Genomic DNA, 21,732 nt, shown 5'->3' on the forward strand with positions numbered 1-21,732 from the left:
GGAGGACGGCTCCCGACGCCGGCTCGGCGACGTCGTGGTGGGCGACCGGGTCATCACTCGCACGGGCGCCGGTGCGACGGTGACGGCGGTGCACGAGCAGGGCGAGTTGGATTCCGTCCGCATCCGTACGACCAGCGGTCGCGCGGTGATCGCCGCACCCGACCACCCGTTCTGGACGCCCGACGGGTGGCTGAAGGCCGGCGACCTCACCGAACGGGACTTCCTGGCCAACGTGCTGTGCCCCGACCTGATCGCGGACGGCACCGCGGCCCTGGACGAGTACAAGCTCGCCGGATACCTGATCGGTGACGGGTGCACGAGCAACCACGTCACCTTCACCGGCGGCGATGAGAGCGTCCTGGCCGACTTCCGGTCGGTCTGCGACCGACTGGGCCATCCGCACAACACCCGGCCGAACAGCCCTCGCAGCTCCCTGATCAGGGTCTCCGGGCTCCGGCCGTGGCTTGCCGAGCACGGGCTGTTGGACAAGACCGCCTGGCTGAAGCGGGTGCCCGAGTTCGTCCACCGTGGCGACGCCTGGCAGGTCGGGGCCTTCCTCGGCGCGTACTTCGCCTGCGACGGCACGGTCAGCCGGCGGGGTCAGGGCCGGTACGACCTAATCGTCGAGTACTACAGCGTGTCCCGGGAGCTGCTGGCCGACGTGCAGCACCTCCTGCTCCGGCTCGGCATCCAGTCCCATCTCAAGCTCAAGCGTGGTCGCTACCAGGGCAGACCGCACGAGTCGTGGCGGCTCAGCGTCACCAGCCAGGACGATGTGGCGCGGTTCGTCGAGCGGATCACCGTGGTCGGCGAACGGGGCGCGCGGCTCGCCGAGTGGGCCCCGCGCCGGGACCGCTTCGAAGAGCGCCTCGCCGTCGACCGGGTCGCCTCGGTGGAGCCCGTCGGCCTGCACGAGTGCCGCTGCCTGACGGTCGACGGCGACCACACGTTCACGGTCAACGACCTGGTCGTCCACAACACCACCCTGGCCAACATCGTGGCGGCCGAGTTGGGCGCGGGCCTGCGGGTGACCAGCGGGCCGGTGATCGAGCGCTCCGGTGACCTCGCGGCGATCCTGACCAGCCTCGCCGAGGGCGACGTGCTGTTCATCGACGAGATTCACCGGATCGCCAAGCCGGCCGAGGAGCTGCTCTACAGCGCGATGGAGGACTTCCGGGTCGACGTGATCGTCGGCAAGGGGCCGGGGGCCACCGCCATCCCGCTGGACGTGGAGCCGTTCACCCTGGTCGGCGCGACGACCCGGTCCGGCCTGCTGACCGGGCCGATGCGGGACCGGTTCGGCTTCGTCGCACACCTGGACTTCTACTCCCCGGCCGACCTGGAGGTGCTGCTGCGCCGCTCGGCGCGGATCCTGGGCGTGCCGATCACCGACGACGGCGCCGTCGAGATCGCCGGCCGGTCCCGGGGCACCCCCCGGATCGCCAACCGGCTGCTGCGCCGGGTGCGGGACTTCGCCGAGGTCCGCGCCGACGGCGTGGTCACCCTGGAGACCGCCCGGGCCGCCCTCACGGTGTACGACGTCGACGCGCTCGGGCTGGACCGACTGGACCGGGCCGTGCTCACCGCGCTGGTCGATTCGTTCCGGGGCGGGCCCGTCGGGTTGTCCACCCTGGCGGTGGCGGTGGGGGAGCAGCCGGACACGGTCGAGGAGGTCTGCGAACCGTTCCTGGTCCGGGCGGGGCTGCTCGCCCGCACGCCGCGAGGCCGGGTGGCGACGGAGGCGGCCTGGCGGCACCTGGGCCGAACCCCACCGAATGGTACATTTGGCACCGATGTTCCTGTCGCGCCCGATCTGTTCTCCGCCACGCCCGATCAGCCGTGATCCGAACGTGATCTGTGCCGCATTCGGCGTTCCCAGGTGCAGGGACTAGACTTCGCCGCGGTTTGTACAGGACGTGAGACTCCGCCTCCGCTCCGGTGCCTGTCGCGCCGAGCCGGAGGCCAATCGGAAGGTCAGTAACAGTGCTCTACGCAGCAGGGGGCGGAGGGGGAGCCGGCGGTCTTACGCCGATCCTCATGATCGCCCTGCTCTTCGGCGTCATGTACTTCATGATGATCCGTCCTCAGCAGAAGCGCCGCCGCGAGGCGGAGCAGATGCAGTCCGCCCTTGGCGCCGGCGACGAGGTGGTCACCATCGGCGGTCTCTACGGCACGGTCACCGACGTGGACGACGACACCGTCCTGCTCGAGGTCGCACCCGGCGTGCAGACCCGGTACGCCCGCCCGGCCATCGCCAAGGTGGTCAACCGGGCCGAGCGGGTCGAGTCGACCGAGCTGGTCAGCGAGGAAGCCGAGACCGTCAAGGAGTGACCGCCTCCCCGACGGGGCAGCGGAGACGCCGTTAAAACTGGATAGTTGGGTCGACACCTGACGCCGACACCCGCAGGTTGCCGGTCGACGCCCCCGCGTCGGCCTTGGTCAGCCGTGTCGGCGTCGGGTCGCCGGCCCCGGACAGCCGTCGCCGGGACCCCCGGCCCGACATTCGCGCCGCCGTGTCGGCGGCGCGACCCTAACAGGGAGACAGACAGCCGTGGCACCACCTCAGGGACAGATGCGGCCCGGACGGCAACTCGCCGTGCTCGGCCTCATCTTCGTCGTCCTCTATCTCATGGTGTTCTTCTCGGGCGGCGCCAGTGGTGGCTTGAAGGATCGGCTCGAGCCCCGGCTCGGCCTGGACCTGATCGGCGGCACCCGGCTGACGCTCGAGGCGACGAACAGCATCGACGGCAAGCCCCCGACGGCGGAGAACCTCGAAGAGGCCCGCCAGATCATCGAAAACCGGGTCAACGCGTACGGCGTGGCCGAGGCCGAGGTGGTCACCGAGGGCAACCGGAACATCGTCATCTCCCTGCCCGGCGAGAACCGCGACCTCACCGACGTCGGCAGCGCCGCCGAGCTGCGCTTCCGCAAGGTGCTGAAGGCCGGCGACGGCACCGGCGCGGTGGCCCCCCCGGCGGCCACGCCGACCCCAGCCCCGTCCGGCAGCGTCTCCCCGGCCCCGTCGGGCAGCGCCAGCCCCAAGCCGGCGGTCAGCTCGCCGGCCGGGGCGAAGGCGACCGCGTCGCCGAGCGCCAGCGGTCAGGGCGGCGGGGCCGCGGCCCCGAGCGCCAGCGCCACCCCGCCGGCCTCGCCGAGCGCCGCCGCGCCGTCGCCGAGCGCCAGCGCCGAGCCGGTGCCGCAGAGCGTCGAGGATCAGCGCAAGGCCGTCCAGCAGAAGGTCGGGGCCGCTGCCTGGCAGGCCGCCAGCGGCCTGCAGGCCCCGGCCGACCTGACCACCGACCCGTCGCTGGGCGCGACCCTCAAGCCGTTCGGCACGCTCTCCCCGGCCGAGGTCGCGGTGCTGCCGGCCGAGATGCAGTTCAACGTCCCGACGATCGGCTGCGCCCAGCTCGACAAGCGCCCGGCGGCGTCGATCAAGGACGAGAAGCAGAAGGCGGTCGCCTGCGAGGACGGCGTCCAGAAGTACCTGCTCGACGTGGCGAAGGTGCTCGGCACCGACGTCGGCGACGCCAACGCGGTGCTCGACCAGACCAGCTCCTGGGTGGTCAGCCTCGACTTCAAGGGCAAGGGCCAGGAGAAGTGGACCGCCCTGACCCGGGAGGCGTTCACCAACGAGGGCCAGGCGTGCGACCAGACCGCGTTGGGCCAGGACGGCAAGTGTCGGGTCGCCGTCGTCCTCGACAACAAGGTGGTCTCCTCGCCGGAGATCCAGGGCGTGCTCACCGGTGACTCGCAGATCACCGGAAGCTTCGACAACAAGACGGCCAGCGCCCTGGCCAGCCAGCTGCGCTACGGCGCCCTGCCGGTGACCTTCGAGCCGCAGGAGCAGCAGAACGTCACCGCGACCCTCGGCGCCAGCCACCTGCGCGCGGGCCTGCTCGCCGCCGGCATCGGCATGCTGCTGGTCATCATCTACTCGTTCTTCTACTACCGGCTGCTCGGCTCGGTCATCTTCCTGAGCCTGGTGCTGTCGGCGCTGCTGGTCTTCGGCGCGCTGGTGGTGCTCGGCCGGCAGATCGGCTTCACGCTCACCCTCGCCGGCATCGCCGGCATGATCGTCTCGCTCGGTGTGGCGGCGGACTCGTTCGTCATCTACTTCGAGCGGCTCAAGGACGAGATCCGCGAGGGACGCAGCCCGCGCAGCGCGGTGCCGCGGGCCTGGATCCGGGCCCGCCGGACGATCATCTCGGCCAACGCGATCACCCTCATGTCGGCCGTGGTGCTCTACGTCGTCTCGGTCGGCGCGGTGAAGGGCTTCGCCTTCGCGCTCGGCCTGGCCACGGTGCTCGACCTGGTCGTGGTCTTCCTCTTCCGTCACCCGATCATGACGATGTTCGCCCGTACCAAGGCGTTCCTTTCCCCTCGGGTCAGCGGTCTCGGCCGGGCCCTTCCCGCTCGGACCACCGAGCAGGCCACCCGCACCTCGCGCGTCAAGGAGGCCTGAGATGGCTAAGACTGGATTGGCGAGCCGCCTCTACCGGGGCGAGGCCGGCGTCGACGTCATCGGCAAGCGCAAGCTGTGGTTCACCGTCGCCGGGGTGCTGATCCTGATCTCGGTGCTCAGCTTCGCCGTGCGCGGCTTCAGCCTGGGCATCGAGTTCGCCGGCGGCAACTCGTTCCAGGTGCCGGCCAGCGTCGGGACGCTGGAGCAGGCCGAGGAGAAGGTCGACGCGGCGCTGGCGAGCACCGCGGGCGGCGCCGAGGTGGTCACCGCGCAGAAGGTCGGCGGCACCGGCGGCGACTACTACGAGCTGCGCACCTCGCAGCTCACCGCCGAGCAGGCCAACGCGGCCAAGGCGGAGATGGCCCGGGAGTTCGGCATCCAGCCGGACCAGATCAGCGGCAACCAGGTCAGCGAGGCGTGGGGCAGCCAGGTCACCTCCCGCGCGCTGCTCGGCCTGGTGATCTTCGTCGCGCTGGTGATGGTCTACCTGATCCTGCGCTTCGAGTGGCGGATGGCGGTGGCGGCCGTCTCCTCGCTGTTCATGAACCTGATCCTCACCGCCGGCATCTACTCGCTGGTCGGCTTCGAGGTGACCCCGTCGACGATCATCGGGTTCCTCACCATCCTGGGCTTCGCGCTCTACGACGTGGTGGTGGTCTTCGACAAGGTCCAGGAGAACACCCGGGGCATCACGGCGAACAACAACCAGACGTACGGCGAGGCGGCCAACCTGGCGATCAACCAGAGCCTCATGCGGTCGCTGAACACGTCGGTGGTCGCCCTGCTTCCCGTCGGCGGTCTGCTCTTCATCGGCGCGGGCCTGCTGGGCGCGGGCACCCTGAAGGACCTCGGCCTGGTGCTCTTCGTCGGTATGGCGATCGCGTTCCTGACCTCGATCCTGCTGGCCACCCCGCTGCTGGTGCTGCTGAAGAGCTACGAGCCGCGGATCCAGGCCCACAACAAGCGGGTGCTGGCCCGACGGGGCGCCCTGGCCCGGGGCGAGATCACCCCGAAGGGCGCGCCGCGCCCGGCCGGGGAGGACGACGAGCCCATCGACCCGGAGGAGGCGGCCCTGGCCGGGGCCGCGCCGAAGGTGGGCAGCCGGCCCGCCGGCAAGCGTCCGAGCGGCGCCCGGGGCGGTCGCCCCGCCGGCGGCGGCGGTAACCGGCCGGGCGGCGCGAAGCGCCGCTGACGCGACCGGGTAGACACCCGCCGGAGACGGTGACGACGGCGTCCTTCATGCTGTGCGAGCGGCGTGGAGGACGCCGTCGTCGTACGAAGGGAGACGGGCCGCCGTGACGGAGACGCGCAGCGCCGGGGTACGGGGAGACAGCGGCCCACAGGTCGCCGAGCTGGTCGCCAGCCGTGTGCTGGACGTGCCGGACTTCCCGAAGCCAGGCGTCATGTTCAAGGACCTGATGCCGCTGTTCGCCGACGGAGCGGTGTTCCGCCAGGTGGTCGACGGGATCGTGGCCTACCACGGGCGGGACTCGTTCGACGCCGTGGTCGGGATCGAGGCCCGGGGCTTCGTGATCGCGGCGGCCGTCGCGTACGCCACCGGGGTCGGCGTGGTGCCGGTGCGCAAGGCCGGCAAGCTGCCCCGCCCCGCCTACTCGGCCTCGTACGCGCTGGAGTACGGCGAGGCGACGCTGGAGCTGCACGAGGATGCGTTCACCGCCGGGCACCGGGTGCTGGTGGTCGACGACGTGCTCGCCACCGGGGGGACCGCCGAGGCCACCCTCGACCTGGTGGAGCGGGCCGGCGGCACGATCGCCGGCTTCACCGTGCTGCTGGAGCTCGGTTTCCTCGGTGGCCGCGAGCGGCTCGCCCCGCGCCCGGTGCACGCCCTGCTGGAGGTCTGAGCGCCCCAGCAGCGGCCGGCGGCCCCGTCCAGGCGGCCCGGTGGCCCCGCCCAGCGGCCTCGTTCATGCGGCCCGGTGGGCCCGGCCGGTGGCCCCCGTCCAGGCGGCCCGCAGCGGGGCGGCGCCCGGTCCGTGCCCTGCTGACCGATTGGTCGCGATGGCCGCCGGGCGGACCCCGGTGCGGTCCGTCCGGCCGAGCGGCGGGGCACGGTGCGTACGGGTAGCATTGCCCTTTGCTGACCGGCCGGGAGACCGCCGGGCGGCGGAAGACCAGGCCGGCCGGCGCACGGTCGGCGTACCCCGGCGAGCGGTGAGGAGGCCGGTGTCCCACGATGTCGTCCCTCCGGTGGAGGGCATGGAGGGCACGGTGCACCCGACAGGCGACGCTGACGGTCCGGTGACCGACAAGGGAGCCGACCTGCGGGCCGCGGCCCTCGTGGGCGAGGCGGCTTCCGCCCATGTCGACGGCGACACCCCGGCGGGCGGCGTCCTGGAGCCGCTGTCGGCCGACGACTCCGGCGACCCGTCGCCGAGCGGCGGCTTCGCCCTCTCCAACGCGCCCACCGGCCGGCGGGTGCGGGCCCGGCTGGCCCGGTTCAACGCTCCCTGGCAGACCTCGCAGGTCAGCGAGGTGCTGGAGCCGCTGATCTCCTCCCACCGGGTGAACCACCCCAAGGCCGACGCCCGGCTGCTCCAGCGGGCGTTCGACACGGCGGCCCGGTGGCACTCGGGCCAGTACCGCAAGTCCGGCGACCCGTACATCACCCACCCCCTGGCGGTGGCCACCATCCTGGCGAACCTGGGGATGGACACCACCACCCTGGTCGCCGCGCTGCTGCACGACACGATCGAGGACACCGAGTACACCCTCGACCAGATGAAGGTGGACTTCGGCGGCGAGGTCGCGCTGCTCGTCGACGGGGTGACGAAGCTCGACAAGGTCAAGCTTGGCGACGCGGCAAAGGCGGAGACGATCCGCAAGATGGTCGTGGCGATGGCGAAGGACCCGCGGGTCCTGGTGATCAAGCTGGCCGACCGGCTGCACAACATGCGCACCCTGACCTTCCTGCCCCGCCCGAAGCAGGAGCAGAAGGCGAAGGAGACGCTGGAGATCCTGGCCCCCCTGGCCCACCGGCTGGGCATGAACACGATCAAGTGGGAGCTGGAGGACCTCTCGTTCGGCACGCTGTTCCCGAAGCGGTACGAGGAGATCCTTCGCCTGATCGGGGAGCACCAGCCGCAGCGGGAGGCGCTGCTGCGACAGGTCACCCAGAAGGTGCAGACCGACCTGAAGGCCGCCAAGATCAAGGCGGAGACGACGGGCCGGCCGAAGCACCTCTACTCGATCTACCAGAAGATGATCGTGCGTGGCCGCGAGTTCAACGACATCTACGACCTGGTGGGCGTGCGGATCCTGGTCGACACGGTGCGGGACTGCTACGCGGCGCTGGGCGTGATCCACGCCAACTGGCAGCCGGTGCCGGGTCGGTTCAAGGACTACATCGCGATGCCCAAGTTCAACATGTACCAATCGCTGCACACGACGGTGATCGGGCCCACCGGCAAGCCGGTGGAGATGCAGATCCGCACGTTCGCGATGCACCGCACCGCCGAGTTCGGCATCGCCGCGCACTGGAAGTACAAGGAGCACAAGGGCACCCAGGTCGTCGGCCCGCCGGCACACATCGACGAGATGACCTGGCTGCGGCAGCTGCTGGACTGGCAGCGGGAGGCGGCGGACCCGAGCGAGTTCCTGGACGCGCTGCGCTTCGACCTGTCCAGCCAGGAGGTGTACGTCTTCACGCCGAAGGGCGACGTCATCCCCCTGCCGACGGGGTCGACGCCGGTGGACTTCGCGTACGCGGTGCACACCGAGGTGGGGCACAAGTGCATCGGGGCGCGGGTCAACGGCAAGCTGGTGCCCCTGGAATCGACGCTGTCCAACGGCGACGTGATCGAGATCTTCACGTCGAAGTCCGAGACGGCGGGGCCGACGCAGGACTGGCTGGGCTTCGTGAAGAGCCCCCGGGCGCGCACGAAGATCCGGCAGTACTTCAACAAGGAGCGGCGCGAGGAGGCGATCGAGGCCGGCAAGGACTCGATCGTCAAGGCGATGCGCAAGCAGGGCATGCCGTTGCAGCGGATGCTCACCTCGGACGCGTTGATGACGATCGCCCGGGACCTGCACCTGGCCGACGTGGCGTCGCTGTACGCGGCGGTCGGCGACAGTCAGGTCTCCGCCCAGTCGGTGGTGCAGAAGCTGATGGCCGCGTACGGCGGCGAGGAGGGCGCGGCGGAGGATATCGCCGAGACCGCCGTCGCCACCCGGCCACCGCGCAGCCGGCAGAGCAGCTCCGACCCGGGCGTGGTGGTGCGCGGCGTCAGCGACGTCTGGATCAAGCTGGCCCGGTGCTGCACGCCGGTGCCGCCGGACGCGGTCTTCGGGTTCGTCACCCGCTCCGGCGGGGTCAGCGTGCACCGGGACGACTGCGCCAACGCCGAGGACCTGCGTGCCCAGGACGAGCGGGTGGTCGAGGTCAGCTGGAAGCTCACCTCCGCCTCGACGTTCCTGGTGGCCATCCAGGTGGAGGCACTGGACCGGCACAAGCTGCTGGCGGACGTGACCCGGGTGCTCTCCGAGGAGCGGGTCAACATCCTGTCCGCCACGGTCACCACCACCCGGGACCGGGTGGCGGTCAGCCGGTTCAGCTTCGAGATGGCCGACCCGAAGCACCTGGGCCACCTGCTGGCCGCCGTCCGCAAGGTCGACGGCGTCTTCGACGCGTACCGGGTCACCTCGGGGTCCTGATCCGCACACGACAGCGCCCGCCGGCTCAGCCGGCGGGCGCTTCGTCGTGGTGGAGGGCTCAGCCCTGCGGCTCGCTCATCGTCAGCTTCTTGATGACGATTTCCTTCTTGGGGTGGCCGCCGCCGGCCTGCTGGGCGAACGCCTTGTCGTCGCCGGCCTTGGCGACGGCCTCGACGATGTCCATCCCGCCGGTGATCGTGCCCAGGACGGTGTAGTTCGGGTCGAGCTGCGAGTCGCCGTAGACGATGAAGAACTGGCTGCCGGTGCTGCCGGGCTGCCCCGAGTTGGCCATCGCGATGACCCCCTTCGGGTAGGCGGGGCGCTTGTCGGTGGGCAGGTTCTCCTCGGTCATCTTGTACGCCGGGCCACCGGTGCCGTCGGTGTCCCGCCAGCCCTTGCCGGTCGCGCTCGGGTCACCGCACTGGAGCACCTGGATTCCCTCGGTGACCAGGCGGTGGCACTTGCTGTTGTCGAAGAAGTTCTTGCTCGCCAGGTGGGTGAAGCTGGCCGCGGTGCACGGCGAGGCGGCCCGGTCGACCTTGGCGGTGATCGGGCCCAGGCTGGTGTCCATCGTCAGGGTCTGGACGCCGGTGCTCGCCTGCTGGTTCTGCGGCAGCCCGACGTCCTTGATCTCCTTGGTCCGGCTCTCCTTGGGGATCTCGGTGAACGCGCACTGCACGAGACCGCTCGCAGCGCCGGCTTTCTGCTTGTCGTCGTCGTCACCGACGACGGTGGTGGCCAGCCACACGGTGCCGGCGACCACGAGCAACAGGGCCGCTCCGGCGCCGACGACCGCCTGCGTCTGCCGGCGCTTGCGTGCCCTGGTCGCCTGCGCGGCCATGTTCCGCTGAAGTCGGGCCTTCGCCGCCGCGCGCTGCCGCTCTTTCGTGGACGTCACGGTCGATCCTCCTGGACTGTGTCTCTGGCGCGGTCGGTGCCGCAGTGTGTGGGGCGGGGCCGGTCAGCCGGCGTTCGGGCTGGCCGCCGGAGCGCCCGACGCCGGGGCGGTCGCGGCCGGCGCCGTCGTCGGCTCGCCGACGGTGAGACTCTGGATCACCACGTCGGTCTTCGGCTTGACCTTTGCTCCGCTCCCATTGTCCACGGTCGGGAGGGCGCCGATCTTCGTGATCACGTCGAGCCCGCCGGTGACCTTGCCGATCACCGGGTACACCGGCTTGGCGGGATTGAAGTCCTTGAAGAAGACGAGGAACTGGCCGCCGTTGGCGCCCGGCGGGTTGGCCATCATCGCGACCGTGCCCTTCGGGTACGCCGGGGGCTGGCCGGGGGCGGGGCTGGCCGACGGGCTCGCCTCGGGCTGCACGGGGACGTTCTCGTCGTAGAACGAGTAGGTCGGGCCGCCCAGGCCGGTGCCGCTCGGGTCACCGCAGCGCAACGCGCCCTCGGCGGTGATCTCGTGGCACGTGGCGTTGTCGTAGAAGCCCCGGCTGGCCAGGTGGGCGATGCTCGCCCCGGCGCAGGGGGCCGAGGCGAGGTCGAGCTCCGCGGTGATCGGCGCGCCCTGGTTGGTGGTGACGGTCATCGCCCGGGTGCCGGTGGTCGGCAGGCCGGTGGTGGCCGGGGTGCCGACGTCCTTGAGGTTGGTGTTCGCGGTGGCGTCCTGCGGGGTCCAGATGCAGACGTCCTCGGCGGCCGTGTTCTTCTCCGGGCCTTCGTCGAAGGCGCCCAGCGCCCACGCGGAGCCGGCCACGATCAGCGCGAGCACCACGGCGGCGCCGACGCCGGCCTGGATCTGCCGACGGCGCCTGGTCCGGGAGGCCCGTCGGGCCAACTGTCGATCGAGCTTGGCCCGCGCCAGTTTGCGCTGCCGGTCCCTGCTGGAAGCCACCCGTGCTCCCCCTCCTCTACCCTGACGGTCACCGGCGGGTCGGGCGTCGCACCCTGTCTGGTGGCACGTGCGCCACGCCACACGCCCGCCAGAGTGTACGGGTACGGACTGGGAATGTGGTGTACCAGGTCCTCGCGGGGTTTATCGGGGGGTGTCACTGTGCCCGGCGGGGCCCGCGGGGCGGGTGGGCCGACGGAATTCGCGTGCCGTTGCCGCTAGGCTGCCAGTGCAGGGACGACAGCTCGACGGAAGGGGAGCGGACGTGCTCGTGGCCGGCTTTCCCGCGGATGCCTTCGGCACCAACTGTTACGTGGTGGCGACCGCGCCGGGGGAGCAGTGCGTGGTGGTCGACCCGGGCATCGGGGTGCTCGACCGGCTTGACGCCGTGCTCGCCGAGCACCGCCTGCACCCGGCCGCCGTGCTGCTCACCCACGGCCACCTCGACCACACCTTCTCCGTCGCGCCGGTCTGCGGCGCCCGGGGCATCACCGCGTACGTCCACCCCGACGACCGGGAGTTGCTGGCCGATCCGGGCAAGGCGCTGTCGATGGACCTCACCCAGCTCTTCGGTGGCCGGCTGCCCTATACCGAGCCCGACGACGTCGCCGAGCTGACCGACGGGGCCACCCTCGCCCTGGCCGGCCTGGAGATCACCGTCGACCACGCCCCGGGCCATACCGGCGGGTCGGTGCTGTTCCGGCTGCCCGGCGCCGGTTCGCCCTGGGAGGCCGAGCAGGTCTGCCTCTCCGGCGACGTGCTCTTCGCCGGCTCGATCGGCCGCACCGATCTGTGGGGCGGCAGCATGCCCCGGATGCTCGCCAGCCTGCGAGACAAGATCCTCCCGCTGGCCGACGACACGGTGGTGCTGCCCGGCCACGGCCCCGCGACCACCATCGGCCGCGAGCGCGCGAGCAACCCGTACCTCGTCGAGGTGGCGGGCTCCGGCGGCGCGCGCCCCGCCGCGCCCGTCCGCGGCCTCTAGATCCTCTGCCCGCGTCGCGCGGGCCACGACCTCACCGCGCCCGGCGGCGCGGAGCTGCAAGGAGTACGCCATGAGCAAGCCCACGCCCCTCTCCGGTTTCCCCGAGTGGACGCCGGCGCAGCGGATGATCGAGCAGTTCGTCCTCGACCGGATCCGCGCCACCTTCGAGCTGTACGGCTTCGCCCCCCTGGAGACCCGCTCGGTGGAGCCGCTGGACCAGCTCCTGCGCAAGGGGGAGACCTCGAAGGAGGTCTACCTGCTGCGCCGGCTCCAGGCCGACGCCGAGGGCCCGGCCGGGGACGACGCCCTCGGCCTGCACTTCGACCTGACCGTCCCGTTCGCCCGCTACGTGCTGGAGAACGCCGGCAAGCTCCAGTTCCCGTTCCGCCGCTACCAGATCCAGAAGGTGTGGCGGGGCGAGCGCCCGCAGGAGGGCCGCTACCGGGAGTTCCTCCAGGCCGACATCGACATCGTCGACCGGGACACCCTGCCCGCCCACTTCGAGGCCGAGATGCCGCTGGTCATCGGCGACGCGCTGCGGTCGCTGCCGATCCCGCCGGTGCGGATCCAGGTCAACAACCGCAAGATCTGTGAGGGCTTCTACCTGGGCATCGGGCTGACCGATCCGGAGGCCGCCCTGCGCGCCGTCGACAAGCTCGACAAGATCGGCCCGGCGAAGGTGGCCGAGGTGCTGGCCGAGACGGCCGGGGCGAGCGAGGCGCAGGCCAGGGCGTGCCTGTCCCTGGCCGAGATCTCCGCCCCGGACGCCTCCTTCGCCGACGCGGTGCGCGCCCTCGGGGTGAGCCACCCGTTGCTGGACGAGGGCGTCGCCGAGCTGGTCGCGGTGGTGGAGACCGCCGCCGCGCACTCGCCGGGACTGTGTGTGGCAGACCTGCGCATCGCCCGTGGCCTGGACTACTACACCGGCACGGTCTACGAGACGCAGCTCGTGGGCTACGAGCGGTTCGGCTCGATCTGCTCCGGCGGCCGGTACGACAACCTGGCCAGCTCGGGGGCCGCCCGGTTCCCCGGGGTGGGCATCTCGATCGGGGTGACCCGGCTGCTCGGCCTGCTCTTCGGCGCCGACGCGCTGTCGGTGTCCCGCAGCGTGCCGACCTGCGTGCTGGTGGCGGTCACCGCCGAGGAGCAGCGGGCGGCCAGCAACGCCGTCGCCGACGCGCTGCGCAGCCGGGGCGTGCCCACCGAGGTGTCGCCGAGCGCGGCGAAGTTCGGCAAGCAGATTCGCTACGCCGAGCGGCGCGGCATCCCGTACGTGTGGTTCCCGGGGGCCGAGGGCGCGGCGGACGAGGTGAAGGACATCCGCTCCGGCGAGCAGGTGGCCGCGTCGGCGGGGGAGTGGACCCCGCCCCGGGCGGACCTGCGGCCGCTGGTCGGCGAGGGCTGAGGACCCGCCGGCAACGCCTACGAGCTGGGCGTTACTGGCGCGTACGTCGGCGAGGACCTACGGTGGCGTAAGTTACGCCACCGTAGGTAGGGAGATCGTCGTGACCGCACTGAGCCAGACCGCCCTGCTCGTCGAGCTCGAGCCCGTCGTGGAGAAGAACCTCGACCGGCACCTCTCGATGGCCAAGGAGTGGTTCCCGCACGAGTACGTGCCGTGGGGCGAGGGTCGCACCTTCGACGGCCCGCTCGGCGGCGAGGCGTGGTCGGCGTCGGACTCGACGATCCCCGAGGTGGCGCGCACCGCGCTGATCGTGAACCTGCTCACCGAGGACAACCTCCCCTCGTACCACCACCAGATCGCCACCCTCTTCGGCCCCGACGGGGCGTGGGGGACCTGGGTGGGCCGGTGGACGGCGGAGGAGGGGCGGCACGGCACCGCAATCCGGGACTACCTGACCGTGACCCGGGCGGTCGACCCGGTGGCCCTGGAGCGGGCCCGGATGGTGCACATGACGGCCGGGTACTCCAACTCCCACGACGACTCGATGCTGCGCTCGCTGGCGTACGTGTCGTTCCAGGAGCTGGCCACTCGGATCTCGCACCGCAACACCGGCCGGGTGACCGGCGACCCGGCCTGCGAGGCGCTGCTGGCCCGCGTCGCGGCCGACGAGAACCTGCACATGGTCTTCTACCGCAATCTGCTCGCCGCCGCCCTGGACCTCGACCCGAGCCAGACGATGCGGGCGATCGCCGAGGTGCTGGCGGACTTCCAGATGCCCGGCGTGGGCATCGAGGGCTTCGCCCGCAAGTCGGTGGCGATCGCCCTCGCCGGCATCTACGACCTGCGCCAGCACCGCGACGAGGTGGTCGTCCCGGTGCTGCGTCAGTGGGACGTGTTCAACGTCTCGGGCCTGGACGCCGACGGCGAGGCGGCCCGCGACCAGATCGCCGCCCACCTCGACACCCTGGAGACCCACGCGTCCCGCTTCGAGGAGAAGCGCGACGCCCGAGCCGCCCGCCTAGCCGCCACCCGCTAACCCCACCCCACCCCACCCCACCCCACCCCGGCCCCCGCCCCACCCCCGCGATCTTGCGGTTGGGGCCCCGGCAAAGGCCGCGTAACGCCCAGCTCGCGGGCCCCAAGTGCAAGATCGCCGGGGGTTGGTGTGCTGCCCCGGCGCCGGCCGCCGGGAGGGCTGACGGTCCCGGGCGTGCGCATCCGCTGGGCGGTGGTCAGGCGTGACATCAGGTGGGGCGAGCGCGTCCATCGCCGGGGGCGGGTGTGTCGGGACCTGTGGTCACTAGCCGAGGCCGGCGTGGGCGCTGCCGCTGTCCTCGCTGCCCGTGGCCACAATGTTGCTGGTCCGCGTCGTGCGCGGCTCGGCGGGGCAGGCGGTGCGGGGTCTTGCTAGTGATCTTAAATATGTGAATACTTCACTACCAGGTCGGTTCCCCCCAGATCCGGTCGTCTGGTCCTCGGGTCCGTCACCCTCGGCGCGACCCGTCACCCCCCTCCGGGAGGTTGTTACATGCGACCCACGAGGTCATCGCTCCTCCGCGCCGCGTCCGTAGCCGCAGCCGGAACCCTGGTCGCCGGCGCGCTGATCGGCGCGCCCGCCCAGGCCGCACCCTCGCCCGCTTCGCCCGACGCCGCGGCCACCCTGGCCGAGCGGCTCGGTGACCGCTCCGCCGGCACGTACGCCGACGCCAGCGGCAAGATGGTCGTCACCGTGACCGACGAGGCCGCCGCCCGTCAGGTCCGCGCCTCCGGCGCGACCGCGAAGATCGTGAAGCGGGGCGCCGTGGAGCTCAACCGGGCCACCGCCGAGCTGGAGCGCTCGGCGAAGATCCCGGGCACCGCCTGGTGGACCGACGCGGTCACCAACCAGGTCGTCGTCTCCGTCGACAGCACCGTGACCGGCGCCAAGCTGGAGCAGGTCAAGGCCGCCGCCGCCCGCACCGGCGGCGCGGTCCGCGTCGAGGCCGAGGCCGGCGTGCTGAGCACCCGGATCTCCGGCGGCCAGGCGATCTACGCCGCCGGCGGCGGTCGCTGCTCGCTCGGCTTCAACGTCCGCAACAGCGCCGGCACGACCTTCTTCCTGACCGCCGGGCACTGCACCAACATCGCCTCGACCTGGTACTCCAACTCGGGCCAGACCAGCGTCCTGGGCACCCGCGCCGGCAGCAGCTTCCCGGGCAACGACTACGGCATCGTGCGGCACAGCAACTCCGGCAACGCCACGGGCAACGTATCCCTCTACAACGGCGTCTACCGGGACGTCACCGGTGCCGCCAACGCGTACGTCGGCCAGAGCGTGCAGCGTTCCGGCAGCACCACCGGCCTGAAGGGCGGCTCGGTGACCGCCACCAACGCCACGGTCAACTACGCCGAGGGCAGCGTCTCCGGCCTGATCCGCACCACCGTCTGCGCCGAGCCGGGCGACAGCGGCGGCTCGCTGTTCAGCGCCGGCAGCGCCGTCGGCCTCACCTCCGGCGGCAGCGGCAACTGCACCTCCGGCGGCACCACGTACTTCCAGCCGGTGACCGAGCCGATGAGCGTCTACGGCGTCAGCATCATCTGATCCACCGCACCGTCCGCGAAGCGGGTCGCCGGCCTCCCGGTGGCCCGCTTCGCGCGTGCCGGGAGGGGCGGCGACCGGCGGGACGGGCCCGAGGAGCGCGCCCGGGTGCCGGCCGAGGGCCGGTCACGGTGAATCACCTGCCGGCCGACGGCCAGCGCCGAGGGCCAGCACCGCCAGCAGCGGGCAGAGCGCCTCGGCCCCGGCCACCACCCGCTCGGCCAGGCCGAGCCAGGCGCCGCCGCCGACCAGCTCCACGACCAGCCAGCCCGCCAGGACCAGCAGCAGCGCCGTAGCGACCAAACCGTGGGACGCCGGCACCGCGGCGGCGTCGCCGGGCGGGCGGCGCGTGGGCGCGGCGAGGGCCGGCCAGAGCGCCAGCGTGCCGAAGGAGACCACGGCGGCGGCGCGGTGCGGGGCGGAGGCACCGCTCATGGCCGGCAGCGGGAGGGCCGCGACGGCCAGCGTGGCCACCCCACCGAGGGCGAGCAGCAGGCGGCCGGCGGGCCGTGCCGACCGGAGCCCGGCCGCGGTCAGGCAGTGACACAGCCCCAGGCCGAGCAGCCCGATGGTCATGATCCACCGATCCGCGGCGTCGACCGCCGCGAGCGCGCTGATCGTGTCGCCCACCTGGTCGAAGCCGCCCGGCTGCCGGCTCGCCGCGAGCGTCCAGCCGCCGATTAGGAACACCGGGGCGGCGGCGGAGGAGAGCAGGGCCCAGCGGGGTACGGCGCGCATCGCCACACGGTACGTGGGCGAGCCTCGCGACCGCTGCCGGCGGCGCGGGACGGGGCCCGGCCCGGCGGGTGCCGGGCTCGCCCGGTGGCGGCGCCGTCCGGGTGCCGTCGGCCGCCCGGTGGCGGCGGGGGGCGGGGCGCCCTGACAGAATGCGGGGGCAGACCGACCGCAGATGAGGGAGACGCAAGCCGTGATCCGTACCCATGACGCCGGCAGCCTGCGCGCGACGGACGCCGGCACCACGGTGACGCTCGCCGGGTGGGTGGCCCGCCGGCGCGACCACGGCGGTGTCATCTTCGTCGACCTGCGCGACGGCTCCGGCATCGTCCAGGTGGTCTTCCGCGAGGAGGACGCCCACGCGCTGCGCAACGAGTTCTGCGTGAAGGTGACCGGCGAGGTGACCCGCCGCCCCGAGGGCAACGAGAACCCGGAGCTGCCCACCGGCGAGGTCGAGGTGACCGCCAGCGAGCTGGAGGTGCTCTCGGAGGCCGCGCCGCTGCCGCTGCCCGTCGACGACCAGATCGAGGCCGGCGACGACATCCGGCTCAAGTACCGCTACCTCGACCTGCGCCGGGGCGGCCCGGCGAAGGCGATGCGGCTGCGCTCGCGGGCCAACCAGCTCGCCCGGGGCGTGCTGCACGACCGGGACTTCCTGGAGATCGAGACCCCGACGCTGACCCGGTCCACCCCGGAGGGCGCCCGCGACTTCCTGGTCCCGGTCCGCCTCCAGCCCGGCAGCTGGTACGCCCTGCCGCAGTCCCCGCAGCTGTTCAAGCAGCTGCTGATGGTCGGCGGCATGGAGCGGTACTACCAGATCGCCCGCTGCTACCGGGACGAGGACTTCCGCGCCGACCGGCAGCCGGAGTTCACCCAGCTCGACATCGAGATGTCCTTCGTCACCGAGGACGACGTGATCGACCTCGGCGAGGCGATCGTCTCGGCGCTGTGGAAGGACCTCGCCGACCACGAGATCTCCCGGCCGATCCCGCGGATCACCTGGCACGACGCCATGGCCCGGTACGGCTCCGACAAGCCCGACCTGCGCTACGGCGTCGAGCTGACCGAGCTGACCGACTACCTGCGCGGCACCGCGTTCCGGGTCTTCGCCGGCGCGATCGACGCGGGCGGGTACGTCGGCGCGGTCGTCATGCCGGGCGGGGCCGGCCAGAGCCGCAAGGAGCTGGACGGCTGGCAGGACTGGGCCAAGGCGCGCGGCGCGAAGGGTCTGGCTTACGTGGTGCTCGACGCCGAGACCGGCGAGGCGCGCGGCCCGGTGGCGAAGAACCTCTCCGCCGAGCACCTGGCCGGGCTGGCCGACGCGGTCGGCGCGAAGCCGGGCGACGCGGTCTTCTTCGCCGCCAGCACGGTCACCCGGGAGGCGCAGGAGCTGCTCGGCGCGGCCCGGATCGAGATCGCCAAGCGGGCCAAGCTGATCGACGAGTCCGCCTGGGCGTTCTGCTGGGTCGTCGACGCGCCCATGTTCGAGAAGACGGACGAGGGTGGCTGGACGGCCGTGCACCACCCGTTCACCTCCCCGAACACCGAGTGGGTCGACCGGTTCGAGGAGGCCCCGGACCGGGCCCTGGCCTACGCGTACGACATCGTCTGCAACGGCAACGAGATCGGTGGCGGGTCTATCCGTATCCACCGGGGGGACGTGCAGAAGCGGGTGTTCGACCTGCTCGGCATCACCCCCGAGGAGGCGCAGGACAAGTTCGGCTTCCTGCTGGAGGCGTTCAAGTACGGCGCCCCGCCGCACGGCGGCATCGCGTTCGGCTGGGACCGGGTCTGCATGCTGCTGGCCGGCGCGGACTCGATCCGCGAGGTCATCGCGTTCCCGAAGACCCGGGGCGGGTTCGACCCGCTGACCGGCGCGCCGACCCCGATCACCGGGCAGCAGCGTGCCGAGGCGGGCATCGACGCCAAGCCGAAGCCGGCCGCCGCCGCGCACACCGGCACCGCCGGCCCGGCCGCCCCGGTGGCCGACCCGGTCTGAGTCGGTCTTTCGCAGGGTTCGGCGGGGCGTCACCGAGGTGGCGCCCCGCCGCCTTGGAGGGGGAGTCGCGTGACGCTGCTCGTGGTGGGTGCCAGCGGGCACCTCGGCGCCGAGGTGTGCCGGCAGGCCGTCGCGGCCCGACGGCGGGTGGTCGGCACGTACCATGCGAACCCCGTCGAGCTGGCCGGGGTCGAGGCGCGTCGGGTCGACGTGACCGACCGGGCCGCCGTGCGCGCGCTGGTCGCGGCGGTGCGGCCGGCCGCCGTGGTGAGCACCCCCTACCGGTACGACGACTGGACGGTCACCGCCGACGGCGCGGCCCACGTCGCGTACGCCGCCGCCGAGGCGGGGGCCCGGCTGGTGCACCTGTCCAGCGACGCGCTGCACGCCGGCCGGCCCGAGCCGTACGCCGACGACGAGGTGCCCACCCCGGTCTTCGCGTACGGGGCGGCGAAGGCGGCGGCGGAGACCGCCGTGCGGGCGATCGACCCGGGGGCGGCGCTGGTGCGTACCTCGCTGATCGTGGGCGACGAGCGGAGCAAGCAGATCCGGCTCTGCCTGGACGCCCTGGCCGGCCGGGCGAGCCTGTTCACCGACGAGGTCCGCTGCCCGGTCGACGTGGCCGACCTGGCCGCCGCCGTGCTGGAGCTGGTGGAGGGCGACCACGCCGGCCTGCTCAACGTGGCCGGGCCGGAGGCGGTCAGCCGCGCCGAGCTGGGGCTGCTGGTGGCCCGCCGGTTCGGCATCGACCCGGCCGGCCTGAGGACCGCCACCAGCGCCGCGTCGGGCCTGGTCCGCCCCATCGAGGTACGCCTCGACAGCTCCCGCGCCACCGGCCTGCTGCGTGTTCGCCTGCGCGGGGTCAGCGAGATTCTCGCCCCCTGACTGTCCCCACCGCCACTGTCGGATCACGCACACTTTCCATGCATGACTATTGTGCACAGAAAGTGTGCAGAGATATTGTGCAGGCATGGACAGCGAAATCTCGCCAGGAGCGCCCAGTGTCGTCCGGCTGGACCATCGACAGGTGCGGGTGCTGGCGCATCCGCTGCGGCTGCGGCTGCTCGGCGCGCTGCGGGCCGACGGCCCGGCGACCGCCACGGCCCTCGCCGGGAAGCTCGACACCAACACCGGCGCCACCAGCTACCACCTGCGGCAGCTCGCCGAGGTGGGGCTGGTCGTGGAGGACCCGGATCGGGCCACGGGCCGGCAGCGCTGGTGGCGCGCCGCGCACGACGTCAGCGACTGGGAGCCGACGGACTTCGACGACGACCCGGACGCCCGGGCCGCGAGCGAGTGGATCCAGGGAGACCAGGTGCGGCTGCTCGTCGAGCGGGCGGAGCGGTGGTTCGCCGCCCGCCCCGAATGGTCGCCCGCGTGGCGGGACGCCGCCGGCCTGAGCGACGCCCTGCTCCACCTGGGACCGGGCCGGCTCCAGGCGCTCGAAGCGGAGGTGTGGCAGGTCCTCATGCGCTACCGCGAGGAGTCCGTCCCCGACGAGCCGGACGCCCAGCCGGTGCACGTCTTCCTGGCCGGGTACCCGATGATCGGTAAGGCCCGGTGAGCGCCCTCACCGTGCGCCAGGTCCGGTTCCGCTACCTCGCCCTCTACGGCCTGCGCTGGCTGCCCACCGGCCTGCTGATCCCGGTCATGATCCTGCTGATGCAGGAGCGCGGCCTGACGCTGTCCCAGATCGGCCTGGCCGTCACCGCGCAGGGCCTGGTGGTGCTGGCGCTGGAGCTGCCCACCGGCGGGGTCGCCGACGCGCTGGGCCGCAAGCCGGTGCTGGTCACCGCCGGGGTGCTCAACCTGGTCTCCCTGGCGCTCTTCGCGGTGGCCGACTCCGTCGCCCTGTTCTTCCTGGTCTTTGCGGTGCAGGGGGCCTACCGGGCGCTCGACAGCGGCCCTCTGGAGTCCTGGTACGTCGACGCCACCCTCGCGGCCGACCCCGACGCCGAGTACGAGCGCGGCCTCGGCCACGCCGGCACGGTCGCCGGTGTCGCCATCGCCGGCGGCGCGCTGCTCAGCGGTGGCCTCATCGCGCTCGGCCCGGTCGGCCCGGTGAGCGCGCTGACCGGGCCGGTGCTGGTCGCCATCGCGTTGCAGGCCGTGGCGCTGGCCGCGCTGATGACGCTGCTGGTCGAGGTCCGGCCCGGCCGGGGGTCCGGGGCGCTGCGCACGTCGGTCGCCGAGGCGCCCCGGATGGTCGGGCAGGCGTTCGGCCTGCTGCGCCGCTCCCGGGTGCTGCTCGCCCTGGTCGCGGTGGAGCTGTTCTGGGGCTTCGGCATGGTCACCTTCGAGTCGCTGCTGCCGGTCCGGCTCGCCGAGGTGGTCGGCGACCCCGACCGGGCCGCCGCGCTGCTGGGCCCCGCGAGCTCCGCCGCCTGGCTCGCCTCGGCGGCCGGGGCCGCGCTGACCCCGCTGCTGCTGCGCTGGCCGGGGGCGGCACCCGGCGCCGCGCTGCTGCGGGTCCTCCAGGGCGCGACCGTGGTCGGGATGGGGCTGCTCGCCGGCCCCGTCGGGGTGCTGGTGGCGTACCTGGCCTGCTACACCGTGCACGGCGCGTCGAACCCGCTGCACCTGGGGCTGCTGCACCGGCAGGTCGACGGCCCGTACCGGACCAGCGTGCTCTCGCTGAACTCGATGATGGGCCAGCCGGCCGGCGCCCTGGGCGCGGTGGCACTGACCGTGCTGGCCGACCGCACCAACGTCAGCACGGCGATGCTGGTCGGCGCGGTGGTGCTCGCCCTGGCCGCGCCGCTCTACCTGCCGGCCTGGCGGGCCGCCCGTCGCGCGACCCCGGCCCCCGCCGCCGCGCCGCCGGCCGGTTCCGCCGTTGCTCCCGACGCGGGCCCTGTCGTCGCGCCGCCGGCCGGTTCCTCCGTCGACCCGACGGCTGGTTCCTCCGTCGACCCGTCGGCCGGTTCCTCCGTCGACCCGACGGCCGGGTCCGCTCCCGGGTCCGGCGGCGTTCCCGCCGGGGCGGTCGTCGGGTCCGCCGACCCCGGCCGGTAGCGCGGTTGCTCCGCCGCCGGGCGTCGGGAAGATCCC

15 protein-coding genes and 3 pseudogenes are annotated in these 21,732 nt (G+C 72.7%); 15 read left to right on the plus strand and 3 right to left on the minus strand.

Translation table 11 applies throughout. The features are described from left to right. Positions 1 to 145: 145 nt before the first annotated feature. The 7 genes and pseudogenes from GVV04_RS34860 to GVV04_RS25940 form a co-directional block, all read left to right on the plus strand. Positions 146 to 787 (plus strand): annotated as a pseudogene (locus GVV04_RS34860) (LAGLIDADG family homing endonuclease); the annotation flags it as partial. An 81-nt stretch (positions 788 to 868) separates the two neighbouring features. Further along, a pseudogene (gene ruvB / locus GVV04_RS33520) lies at positions 869 to 1,843 on the plus strand (Holliday junction branch migration DNA helicase RuvB); the annotation flags it as partial. 140 nt (positions 1,844 to 1,983) lie between these two features. Next, positions 1,984 to 2,331, plus strand: a complete 348-nt coding sequence (yajC, locus tag GVV04_RS25920; protein ID WP_161691391.1) for a preprotein translocase subunit YajC — start codon at positions 1,984 to 1,986, stop codon at positions 2,329 to 2,331. Between the two features lie 220 nt (positions 2,332 to 2,551). Further along, positions 2,552 to 4,465: a protein translocase subunit SecD gene (gene secD, locus GVV04_RS25925; RefSeq protein WP_328822578.1), complete on the plus strand. Its 1,914-nt coding sequence runs from the start codon at positions 2,552 to 2,554 to the stop codon at positions 4,463 to 4,465. Between the two features lies 1 nt (position 4,466). Continuing rightward, positions 4,467 to 5,657 (plus strand): protein translocase subunit SecF, encoded by a 1,191-nt coding sequence (gene secF, locus GVV04_RS25930; RefSeq protein WP_161691393.1) that lies wholly within the window; start codon positions 4,467 to 4,469, stop codon positions 5,655 to 5,657. 103 nt (positions 5,658 to 5,760) lie between these two features. After that, positions 5,761 to 6,327, plus strand: coding sequence for an adenine phosphoribosyltransferase (locus GVV04_RS25935; RefSeq protein WP_161691395.1), 567 nt, complete (start codon positions 5,761 to 5,763; stop codon positions 6,325 to 6,327). A gap of 529 nt (positions 6,328 to 6,856) precedes the next feature. Beyond that, positions 6,857 to 9,136, plus strand: a pseudogene (locus tag GVV04_RS25940) (RelA/SpoT family protein); the annotation flags it as partial. 58 nt (positions 9,137 to 9,194) lie between these two features. Here the strand turns inward: GVV04_RS25940 and GVV04_RS25945 are convergent. Beyond that, positions 9,195 to 10,034, minus strand: coding sequence for a peptidylprolyl isomerase (locus tag GVV04_RS25945; protein ID WP_161691396.1), 840 nt, complete (start codon positions 10,032 to 10,034; stop codon positions 9,195 to 9,197). Positions 10,035 to 10,097: 63 nt separating this feature from the next. After that, the gene (locus tag GVV04_RS25950) at positions 10,098 to 10,982 is read right to left on the minus strand and encodes a peptidylprolyl isomerase (RefSeq protein ID WP_161691398.1); all 885 of its coding nucleotides are present in this window, start codon (positions 10,980 to 10,982) and stop codon (positions 10,098 to 10,100) included. A 262-nt stretch (positions 10,983 to 11,244) separates the two neighbouring features. Between GVV04_RS25950 and GVV04_RS25955 the strand changes: the two genes are divergently transcribed. The 4 genes from GVV04_RS25955 (at position 11,245) to GVV04_RS25970 (ending at position 15,950) form a co-directional block, all read left to right on the plus strand. Further along, complete coding sequence (locus GVV04_RS25955) at positions 11,245 to 11,964, plus strand: MBL fold metallo-hydrolase (protein ID WP_161691606.1); 720 nt, start codon at positions 11,245 to 11,247, stop codon at positions 11,962 to 11,964. Positions 11,965 to 12,034: 70 nt separating this feature from the next. Beyond that, positions 12,035 to 13,369 (plus strand): histidine--tRNA ligase, encoded by a 1,335-nt coding sequence (gene hisS, locus GVV04_RS25960; protein WP_161691400.1) that lies wholly within the window; start codon positions 12,035 to 12,037, stop codon positions 13,367 to 13,369. 100 nt (positions 13,370 to 13,469) lie between these two features. Beyond that, entirely contained in the window at positions 13,470 to 14,405 is a 936-nt protein-coding gene (locus GVV04_RS25965; protein ID WP_161691402.1) for an acyl-ACP desaturase, read from the plus strand. Positions 14,406 to 14,897: 492 nt separating this feature from the next. Next, complete coding sequence (locus GVV04_RS25970) at positions 14,898 to 15,950, plus strand: S1 family peptidase (protein ID WP_161691404.1); 1,053 nt, start codon at positions 14,898 to 14,900, stop codon at positions 15,948 to 15,950. 123 nt (positions 15,951 to 16,073) lie between these two features. Here the strand turns inward: GVV04_RS25970 and GVV04_RS25975 are convergent, their stop codons facing one another. Beyond that, entirely contained in the window at positions 16,074 to 16,685 is a 612-nt protein-coding gene (locus tag GVV04_RS25975; protein WP_161691405.1) for a DUF998 domain-containing protein, read from the minus strand. Between the two features lie 190 nt (positions 16,686 to 16,875). Between GVV04_RS25975 and aspS the strand changes: the two genes are divergently transcribed. The 4 genes from aspS to GVV04_RS25995 all read left to right on the plus strand — a co-directional run bounded on the left by aspS (position 16,876) and on the right by GVV04_RS25995 (position 21,696). Next, the gene (gene aspS / locus GVV04_RS25980; protein WP_161691407.1) at positions 16,876 to 18,681 is read left to right on the plus strand and encodes an aspartate--tRNA ligase; all 1,806 of its coding nucleotides are present in this window, start codon (positions 16,876 to 16,878) and stop codon (positions 18,679 to 18,681) included. Between the two features lie 69 nt (positions 18,682 to 18,750). Further along, on the plus strand, positions 18,751 to 19,566 hold the full coding sequence (locus GVV04_RS25985) for a sugar nucleotide-binding protein (RefSeq protein WP_161691409.1): 816 nt from the start codon (positions 18,751 to 18,753) through the stop codon (positions 19,564 to 19,566). 85 nt (positions 19,567 to 19,651) lie between these two features. After that, positions 19,652 to 20,245, plus strand: coding sequence for a winged helix-turn-helix domain-containing protein (locus tag GVV04_RS25990; RefSeq protein ID WP_161691411.1), 594 nt, complete (start codon positions 19,652 to 19,654; stop codon positions 20,243 to 20,245). After that, positions 20,242 to 21,696 (plus strand): MFS transporter, encoded by a 1,455-nt coding sequence (locus GVV04_RS25995; RefSeq protein WP_161691413.1) that lies wholly within the window; start codon positions 20,242 to 20,244, stop codon positions 21,694 to 21,696. Before GVV04_RS25990 ends, GVV04_RS25995 begins: the two co-directional genes overlap by 4 nt. Positions 21,697 to 21,732 lie beyond the last annotated feature (36 nt).

Origin of the sequence: Micromonospora rubida (genome assembly GCF_009908295.1) — a bacterium.
In the GTDB taxonomy this organism is placed as follows: domain Bacteria; phylum Actinomycetota; class Actinomycetes; order Mycobacteriales; family Micromonosporaceae; genus Micromonospora; species Micromonospora rubida.

Coding starts and splice junctions, on each gene's coding strand:
- GVV04_RS25970 (WP_161691404.1), top strand. CDS start 14,898: ATGCGACCCACGAGGTCATCGCTCCTCCGCGCCGCGTCCGTAGCCGCA.
- GVV04_RS25975 (WP_161691405.1), bottom strand. CDS start 16,685: ATGCGCGCCGTACCCCGCTGGGCCCTGCTCTCCTCCGCCGCCGCCCCG.
- GVV04_RS25990 (WP_161691411.1), top strand. CDS start 19,652: ATGGACAGCGAAATCTCGCCAGGAGCGCCCAGTGTCGTCCGGCTGGAC.
- secF (WP_161691393.1), top strand. CDS start 4,467: ATGGCTAAGACTGGATTGGCGAGCCGCCTCTACCGGGGCGAGGCCGGC.
- hisS (WP_161691400.1), top strand. CDS start 12,035: ATGAGCAAGCCCACGCCCCTCTCCGGTTTCCCCGAGTGGACGCCGGCG.